Here is a 426-nt window from a genome sequence, read left to right on the forward strand (position 1 = left end):
TTAATGCCCAGCTTGCGCAAAATGACACGACGCATTTCACCTGGGTTAGCATCCAATGCAATCAAGATACGTGATGACAAGATTGAGTCATCGGCCAACAATGCCAACAACATGTGCTCCGTGCCGACGCGACCTTGTTGCATGTTACGCGCTTCTTCACCGGCTAATTGCAACACTTCACCAGCCTTTGGTGAATATGGCAAGTAAGCTTCCTTTTCAGCGCGTGATAGCGTACCGTAACCCGTAAAGCGCTCAATTTCCTCACGAATATCATCATCAGAAATATTAAATTGTTGCATTACCTTGCTGGCAATACCCTCTTTTTCAATCGCCAAGGCCAAAAGCAAGTGCTCTGTCCCAACGGCTTGGTGCTTAAAATACTTTGCTTGTTCTTGTGCCAAAACCAAAACGTTCTTTGCACTAGGT

1 protein-coding gene is annotated in these 426 nt (G+C 45.8%); it reads right to left on the bottom strand.

Translation table 11 applies throughout. The features are described from left to right. Positions 1–426: Clp protease N-terminal domain-containing protein (locus C1I98_RS46715; RefSeq protein ID WP_497846394.1), on the bottom strand; the 426-nt coding region annotated here is incomplete at both ends.

Source organism: Spongiactinospora gelatinilytica, assembly GCF_003236385.1.
GTDB lineage: Bacteria > Actinomycetota > Actinomycetes > Streptosporangiales > Streptosporangiaceae > Spongiactinospora > Spongiactinospora gelatinilytica.